Origin of the sequence: uncultured Anaerococcus sp. (assembly GCF_963510915.1) — a bacterium.
In the GTDB taxonomy this organism is placed as follows: Bacteria; Bacillota; Clostridia; order Tissierellales; family Peptoniphilaceae; genus Anaerococcus.
This window is the reverse complement of record NZ_CAUPHG010000074.1, coordinates 1-8,139: the sequence shown is the minus strand read 5'-3', so window position 1 is coordinate 8,139 and position 8,139 is coordinate 1. Positions and strand designations below refer to the sequence as shown.

Genomic DNA, 8,139 nt, shown 5'->3' with positions numbered 1-8,139 from the left:
GGGCTTGAAACGTAAGGGTGGGTATTGTAGAACTCTAAGTGTCTTTTAAGAGCTTCTACTTGGTCTTCTTTTTTTGTATATAATTCTTTGATAGCTGGGATCATAGAAAATGCCCAACCACCGTTTTGCATTCTTTCGTAGTTCCAAGAACCTTGAAGGAATTGGTGACGCCACCAAACTTTTTTACGAGTAGCTTCTGAAAGAGCTACTTTTTTGTTATTTAATGTATCTGTCATAGCTTCTCCTTAATAATCATTGATTATATCGCCAAGAGGGTCACCAGAACCGGCATTACCGCCTGGGTTAGATGTAGCAAGGCTCTTTAGGGTCATGTAAATAATTGCAAGAACAACACCTATAACACCTAGAGCGATTAGGGTTAGTTTTTGAATAGCTGCAATTACAAAACCAAGAGCAAAGAATGGCCAGGTTTCTTTTGTACTCATCATATTGATAACCATAGCATAACCTACTGCTGCTACCATGCCGCCGCCTACTGCCATACCGCCTGTTAGCCATTCTGGCATCCTGTTAAGTTGTTCTGTGACAACTGCTGGTGGGATAAAGCAAAGGGCAAGGGCTGGAACTAAGATACGAACACCTTGCATGGCAACTGCTAGCCATGATAAGGTTTCAATCTTGCCGAAATTTGCATCTTCTGCTGCAGCATCCATGCCATGAACTATTGGAATAGCAAAAGTTCTAGCAAGCATTGTTAAGAATAAACCTGCTACTGAAAGTGGAATAGCAAGAGTAATAGATGTGTTAATCGCATCTGTCGCATTGGTGCTACCACCTTCTAGGGCTAAAACCATTATAATAGCTGAAGCTACTGAAGCTAAAGCCGCATCTGGGGCTACTGCCGCACCGATATTTGCCCAACCAAGGGCAATCATTTGTAGTGAACCGCCGAGTATGATACCTTCCTTTAGATGGCCTGTTACAAGACCGATAAGGGTACAAGCAACAACTGGTTGGTGGAATTGGAATTGGTCCAAAATACCTTCACAACCAGCAAGGAAAGCAACTATGCCGATTAAAATTATATTAATAAAACTCATAATCTCTCCTATATATTTAATTCAGTTTTCGCTTTTTGAAGAAGGCTATCTAGGTCTTCAGCCCTATCGGCTGGCACCTTTCTAACATCAAACTTGATGCCCTTAGCCTTTAATTTTTCAAGAGTTTCTACATCATCAGAGCCCATAGCAAGGGCGTTTGTCACAACAACCTTACCCTTAGAGTGGGCCATAGAACCTAGGTTTATTTCAGAAAGCTCTCCACCGCCTTCAACGTATTCTAATACGTCTTGTGGAGTTTCAAATAAAAGCATAGCCTTGGTTAGACCAAAACGTGGGTCCTTATCAATTTCATTCATCTTCTTAATTGGAACAACGTGAACCTTAACTCCCGGAGGAGCAGCTTCCATAATCATTGATTTTCTAAGCTCATCGTGAGCAACCTTGTCGGAAACAACAATAATCCTGTCAGGGCCAACTGTCTTTGTCCAAGTAGTCGCAACTTGACCGTGGAGAAGTCTTGTATCGATTCTAGCAAGGCCAATTTTAATCTTGCCATCGCCAAGAACTGTGCCTTCCGGAATGCTTCCTCCAACAACTTTTTTCTCAGCTTCACTATCTGCTGCCTTTTTCTCTGCTGGGTTAATTTCATCAGGTTTACCCTTAATGCCTTCCTTGGCACTGTTTATAATAACCTTAGCAATCTCGTGAGAAGATTCAACTGTGAATCTTTCAGAAAGAGCTTCGATTACCATAGGAAGGTTAAGACCTGCGACAATAGCCCAATTTTCTTCATGACCGTCAAAGACAGCTGAAGATTGGTTAAAAGGTGTACCGCCCCAAAGGTCACATAAAAATAGGATTTGTTCTGAATCGACTTTTTTAATAGCCTCTTCTAGGTTTGCCCTAAATTCATCTGGACCCATGGAAGGCTTGAGAACAACTGCTTCAAACTTATCTTGAGCACCAAAAATCATTTGAGCAGACTCCTTGATCCCCTCTGCAAAAGCCCCGTGGCTTGCAAGGATGATTCCTACCATAACATCTCTCCTTTCTTTTTTCTGGATTAAACCAGTATTTTTTTGCATTTACGGAAATGTCAGAGATTTACTAATCTTTACTGATTTCCATGCCATGTTGATTTGCGATTTCTATAATATATTTTTTGGCTGCCATTTACCCATACTTTTCCCAATTTTATAATTACAAAAAATTCTTTCCATAAAACTTCATCGAAATAAAACTAGGCTGGCTTAAATTTATCTTTTCATTATATATTATATTTTCCATTCAAATCTACACTTTTATTATAACATACTAGAGCAAAAACAAAAATAAGTTTCTGCCCTTCCTGTATCAAATTTAATGAGCTTATAAGATTTCCCTAATTTTCCCTATCAGCCGGGAAGAAAATTCCTGCTTCTATCCTCGCTTGGTTTAAGATTTCGGCAGTAGTTAGGGTGATTTCTTTTAATTCTTCAACTTTTTCCATATTCCTAGTTCTTATAATTTTTTCAAACTCAACAAATTCGTGGTATAACCTTGATTTGTCACCATTTTCATTATGGTTTTCATAGTCTTTGCCGGTTTCCTTAATCCTATAAGAACCAAAATTTCCTGGGCTGTCTAGAATTTCAATAGTGCCAGCTTCTCCTTGGATGGAGTTTAAAAATCCTGCCGCACTGTCTTTAGCGCCAATACAGACCACCTTAAAGTCTTCGTAGTCTAGAACACAAACTCCTGATGTGTCGATTGATTTTTCAATATTTGGAAAATATCTCACGTCTTTTGGTCTACCAAATAAACTTATGGCATAGTCTATGTTGTAAATATTCAAATCCATAAGAGCCCCACCTGCATTTTCTAGGGAAAAAACAGGGGCTATATCACCAGCTTTGAAACGGTCGTACCTGGATGAATATTGGGAATAGTTAAAGGATACGATTTTAATTTTGCCTAGCTTTCCGATTTCTTCTTTGACCCTTATAGCATTTGGAATAAAGCGGTTTGATACAGCTTCAAGGACTATCCTTCCCTTAGCTTCTGCCTTTTTAAAAATCCTAAGAGCCTGGTTGACATTTGCTGTAAAGGGCTTTTCGCATATGATATCTTTTCCAGAATCCAAAGCCTTGTCCATGACCTCGTAGTGAAGGTTATTGGGCAGAGCCACATACACGACTTTTACATCAGGATTTACCAAAAGTTCTTCGTAGTCTGTGTAATATTTATCTATCCCGTATTTTTCAGACAAGTTTTTTAGCTTGTCTTCACTCCTAGGAGTAGCGGCAATGGCGACTAGGTCAATGCCTTCTATTTCATTTATGAAAGTCAATACTTCCTGGGCAATTTTTCCTGCCCCTATAATTCCTAATTTCATAAAGCTTCCTTTCTGTATAATTTATTATTACCCAAAATCGCCCTCATTAAGCCTAATTGGTAAAAAAAATCCTCCTAAAGAGTATAGTAACATGAGAATACTTATAAAGGATGACTTATGAATAAAAATTACGAATTAATCAAAAGCGAAATTTTCCCTGCTATTGGGATTCATGCTTTCCACTATCACCATATAAAAACTGGGGCAAAGATTGTTTTTGCAAAAAAAGACGATTCTAACAAGACCTTTGCCATTGGCTTTAAGACTCCGCCAACAAATTCCAAGGGCATGGCCCACATAATGGAACACTCTGTCCTTAATGGGTCAGCCAAATATCCAACTAAAGACCCTTTTATGGCCATGGATTCTTCATCTTTACAAACTTTTTTAAACGCCATGACCTATCCGAACAAGACTGTTTTTCCTGTTTCTAGTGAAAATGACAAGGATTTTAGAAACCTTGTTGACGTCTACACTGACGCAGTTTTTGCGCCCCTTGTTATTAATAAAAAGGAAGTTTTCGACCAGGAAGGTTGGCATTTTGATGTCGAAGACGATAAGGTTGTGGGAGTTTCGGGTGTGGTTTATAACGAAATGAAAGGCGCCCTTTCAGATCCAGGATCCATCATAGAAAACGATATAAATTCACATCTCTACAAAAATTCCCCATACCAATACGAATCTGGTGGTGACCCTCGTTTTATAAAGGATTTAAGCTTTGAAGAATTTCAAAAATTCTATACTGACCACTACCACCCTTCAAACGCCTATATTTATTTTTACGGAAATATAGACGACATCGACCCTTACCTAACAAAGCTTGACGAGGAATATTTATCAAAATACGAGGCAAAGAACATGGACCTTGCTATAGAAGTTAAGGAAAATTTCTATAATGACCCAATAGAGTCCACCTATCCAGCAAGTGATGAAAAGGATGGCCAAGATTATTTAACCTACGCCATGCTGACCCACTCTGCCCTTGATGTCAAGGAAACTCTAACAGCAGCCATCCTCGTCAACGCTCTTTTCAACATGGATTCATCAAAAATTAGGAACCAAATCCAAGAAAAGCTCGCTCCAGAATATTTTTATGCAAGAAACACCTACGGAAATAGGTCCGGCCTTGTAATCCAAGCACAAAAAACTGATGCAGGAAAGGTCAATGACTTTGTAGAAATAATTGAAGAAGGACTTAAAAATGCAAGCAAAGGAATTAACAAAGAAACCCTTAAATCTGCATTTTCCCTCTTTGATTTTGGTCAAAGGGAAAGCCTAAATTCGGTAAATTCCGGCCTAAATTACTACCTATCTATGTCCTTTGACGCCGATCCTTTTGAAGTCTTTAGGCTAGTTGACCATCTCAAGGACCTAAGAGCCCTAATCGATACTTCCTATTACGAGGACTTTATCAAGAAATTTTACCTGGACAACCCTACTAAGCTTGTTCATATTGCAAGACCTTCGGTAGATTATAATAAAAACCAAGAGGAAGATTTCCAAAGATACCTAGATAAGGTCAATGAGGAAACGACTCCAGAAAAATTAAGTAAAATTAAAAAAGATTTGAAAAAACTCAAGGCCTACCAAGACCGAGAAGATACTGAGGAAGAAAAGGCAACCATTCCAAAGCTCGATATTAAAGATGTCCCTAGTAAAACTAAGCCAGTACCAAGAGAAGTTGAAGAAGATGTTTATCAGTACGTCTTCAACGACCTTGCTACAGCAGGACTTATCTATACAGATATGTATTTTTCAATAAACCACCTTAGTCTTGAGGACTTCAAATATGCCCAACTCCTCGGAGAATTAATTGGGTCTGTCGATACAAAAAACATTAAATACACAGAAATTGACGACCTAATCTGGCAAAAACTTGGCTCCCTTAATTTTTCTATAATGACCTTTAGAAAAGGCCTAGACGAAATTGACAGAACATTCAAAGTTTCTTTCAAGACTCTTCCTACCAATACAAGAGAAGCGGCTGAAATTGTAAAAGATTTCACAAGTAATTCCCTTTTTGCAAGTAAGGCTCGTATCCTAGAACTTTTGAGAAATAGAAAGGCAGTTTTTGAATCAAAAATGTACGAAATTGGCCATATGATAGCCATAAATAGAGCCAACTCCCACATTGACAAGCACGCCTTCCTCCAAGAAAATCTATCAGGCATCGCCTATTATGACTTTATCAAGGAAAATATCTCCTTGGCGGAAAATGACTTTGCCAAACTTCAAGAAAGGCTAGAAAATGTTTATAAGAGGATATTTACAAAAGACCTTTCTATAAATATCACAAGTGAAAAAGACGGCTACAGCCTTATGAAGGCCGCTATAAATAAGGCTTTCGCTTACCTAGGCAAAAGAGAAGCCGATGTGTATATAGACTTTGAGGCTAAGGCAAAAAAAGAAGCCATCATGACCGATGCAGGTGTCAACTATATTGCAAAATCAGCTAATTTCTATGATTTTGAAGGCGGATACGACGGTAAGTTCCTACTCGCTGGATCAATCATGTCAAACCCTTACCTCTACTCCCTAATCAGAGCCCAGGGAGGTGCCTACGGAGCAGGAATGTTTATATCAAGATCTATGATGCTTGCCACCTATTCCTACAGGGACCCAAATATAATTTCAACCATAGACTCCTTCAACAAGCTTGGAGAAATTGCGGGAGACCTTGAAATGACCGATAGGGACTTTGAAAACCAAAAAATCGCTTCTATGGGTTCGATTTTAAGACCAAAAAGTCCAAAGCAAATGGGAGATGCCGACTACTCCTACTTTAAGATTACATCTGCAAAAAAAGAAGACGACATCTTGGCTGAGATCAAAGCTGCAAGCATCGATGATATCAAGGCTTTGAGCGAGAGCTTTGACAAGGCCATGGCCCTTGATAACTTGGTTGTGTTTGGGGCAAGAGCTGATATAGAAAAGAATAAGGACCTCTTTGATGAGATTAAGGATATAAAATAAGGATTTTTCGACCACGTTTAAAGATAATTGATTTTATCATTAAGAATTTTAAAAATATTTAACCTATAGTATAATTTAAGTAAGAGGGAAATCACCTTTTGTAAGGAGTTAAAATGAAGAAAAAAGATAAGTTCAGTCAAAATGATATTTTTAACATAAATTTTGACTTTGACGATATAGATTTTGAATCGATTGGGGAAAGTATAAAAAACTCTGTGAACAAAGCTGTTTCTAGTTTTACCAAGGGTTATAAAAAAAATTTGCCAGCGGCAAAAAATCCTGATATTTGCGAGCAAAATATTAGGGAAAAAACCAACTACCAACTATTGAGAGTTTTTTCTTTTTTTGTAGGAACGACCCTTTTTGCTATAGGAATGGATCAATTTGACTATCCAGACCTTATGGCAAAAATAATCGGTCTTATAAGCTTAGCGGGGGCTGTGATAGCTCCAACCATCATGTGGAAACTTTCTAACCACTACAAAAGGCTTGCCATAAATTATTCTAGATACAGGCGAGAGCTTGGAAACTCAACCATTATCTCGATAAGAGATTTGGCAAGCGCAGTTAGCCAAACCGAGGAAGAAACTATCAAAGATTTGCTATATTTTATGAAGCAAAACTATTTTAAGCAGGCAAGAATTGTTGAAAATGACTCGATTTTCATCCTTGACATTCCAACCTTCAAGCTCTATAAGGAAAACTTAGGGAAAATTCCTTCCTACGAAAAAGAACAAATCGGACCTGCGGATGACTTTGATTCCCAAAATGCTTCCGATATTCTATCAAATTGCGGAAAAATCCTAAAGAACATGGAAGAAATAGCTAGGAAAATTTCTTCGCCAAGCTTTAAGGCTGACCTAGCCCCACTTTTCGAAAACATTAGGGATATCCTAAATATTTTGGAAAAATACCCAGAAAAAGCCATCGCCCTTAATAAATTCAACGATTTTTACATGCCAACTTCTGAAAAACTCGTTGAATCCTACCAGGAATTTGAAGAACTTGAAACCACCGACCCAAAAATTTTAAGGTCTATGGCAGAAATAGATGGGTCAATAAAGACCATCACCGAGGCCTTTGACAAGATTAAAGTTGACCTCATCTCTGATAGGGCCATGGATATAAAGACTGATATTGACACAATTAGGCTTGTTTTAAAACAAGAAGGACTAGTAGAAGGAGACTTTAAAGACCATGAGTGATATCGAATTAAAACTAGATGGTATCGAAGAAAAAGACGAAAAACTCGACCAAATTCTAAAAGCTGAGCCAGAAAAAATCGAAAATAGGATTGTCTTTAGCGAAGCCGAAGAAAAGATGATAGACGATTTTGCCAAAAAAATCGACCTAGACAACACCAACATCATCCTCCAATACGGGTCAGGTGCCCAAAAGAAGATTTCAAACTTTTCCGAAAAAACCCTAGACGCTGTAAAAGACAAGGACCTAGGCGAAATCGGAAAACTCCTAGACACTGTAGTAATGGACATCAAAACCATGGACGATGAAGAAGAAACTAAGGGGCCTCTTGGCTTTTTCAAAAAAGCCGGCAGAAAAATTGACAACCTCAAAGTCAAATACCAGTCCACCGAAAAAAACATAAACGAAGTCTCAAGAGCCCTTGAGAACCACCAAATCACCCTCATGAAAGACATCTCCATGCTTGATCAAATGTACGACTTGAACGAGGAATATTACAAGGAAATCTCCATGTATATAGAAGCAGGCAAGAGAAAATTAGATGACCTATACAAAAATGACCTACCA

Annotated in this window: 7 protein-coding genes; 3 read left to right on the top strand and 4 right to left on the bottom strand. The window is 38.3% G+C overall.

Translation table 11 applies throughout. The features are described from left to right. The 4 genes from RQ893_RS06885 to RQ893_RS06870 all read right to left on the bottom strand — a co-directional run. On the bottom strand, positions 1 to 236 hold a 236-nt coding region (locus tag RQ893_RS06885), incomplete at its 3' end, for a PTS system mannose/fructose/sorbose family transporter subunit IID (protein ID WP_311482313.1). Between the two features lie 9 nt (positions 237 to 245). Continuing rightward, positions 246 to 1,061 carry a PTS mannose/fructose/sorbose transporter subunit IIC gene (locus RQ893_RS06880; RefSeq protein WP_311482312.1) on the bottom strand — a complete coding sequence of 272 codons (816 nt, stop codon included), beginning with the start codon at positions 1,059 to 1,061 and terminating at the stop codon, positions 246 to 248. 8 nt (positions 1,062 to 1,069) lie between these two features. Beyond that, a complete protein-coding gene (locus tag RQ893_RS06875; RefSeq protein WP_311482311.1) occupies positions 1,070 to 2,059 on the bottom strand; it encodes a PTS sugar transporter subunit IIB in 990 nt (329 codons plus the stop codon). Between the two features lie 344 nt (positions 2,060 to 2,403). Further along, positions 2,404 to 3,396, bottom strand: a complete 993-nt coding sequence (locus tag RQ893_RS06870; RefSeq protein ID WP_311482310.1) for a Gfo/Idh/MocA family oxidoreductase — start codon at positions 3,394 to 3,396, stop codon at positions 2,404 to 2,406. 117 nt (positions 3,397 to 3,513) lie between these two features. On the opposite strand from RQ893_RS06870, the gene RQ893_RS06865 reads away from it, so the two are divergent. From RQ893_RS06865 to RQ893_RS06855, 3 genes are all read left to right on the top strand, one after another. Further along, a complete protein-coding gene (locus RQ893_RS06865) occupies positions 3,514 to 6,369 on the top strand; it encodes an insulinase family protein (protein WP_311482309.1) in 2,856 nt (951 codons plus the stop codon). Between the two features lie 113 nt (positions 6,370 to 6,482). Beyond that, positions 6,483 to 7,574: a 5-bromo-4-chloroindolyl phosphate hydrolysis family protein gene (locus RQ893_RS06860; RefSeq protein WP_311482308.1), complete on the top strand. Its 1,092-nt coding sequence runs from the start codon at positions 6,483 to 6,485 to the stop codon at positions 7,572 to 7,574. Then, on the top strand, positions 7,567 to 8,139 hold a 573-nt coding region (locus RQ893_RS06855), incomplete at its 3' end, for a toxic anion resistance protein (RefSeq protein WP_311482307.1). The genes RQ893_RS06860 and RQ893_RS06855, both read left to right, overlap by 8 nt.

Coding starts and splice junctions, on each gene's coding strand:
- RQ893_RS06875 (WP_311482311.1), bottom strand. CDS start 2,059: ATGGTAGGAATCATCCTTGCAAGCCACGGGGCTTTTGCAGAGGGGATC.
- RQ893_RS06865 (WP_311482309.1), top strand. CDS start 3,514: ATGAATAAAAATTACGAATTAATCAAAAGCGAAATTTTCCCTGCTATT.
- RQ893_RS06860 (WP_311482308.1), top strand. CDS start 6,483: ATGAAGAAAAAAGATAAGTTCAGTCAAAATGATATTTTTAACATAAAT.
- RQ893_RS06870 (WP_311482310.1), bottom strand. CDS start 3,396: ATGAAATTAGGAATTATAGGGGCAGGAAAAATTGCCCAGGAAGTATTG.
- RQ893_RS06880 (WP_311482312.1), bottom strand. CDS start 1,061: ATGAGTTTTATTAATATAATTTTAATCGGCATAGTTGCTTTCCTTGCT.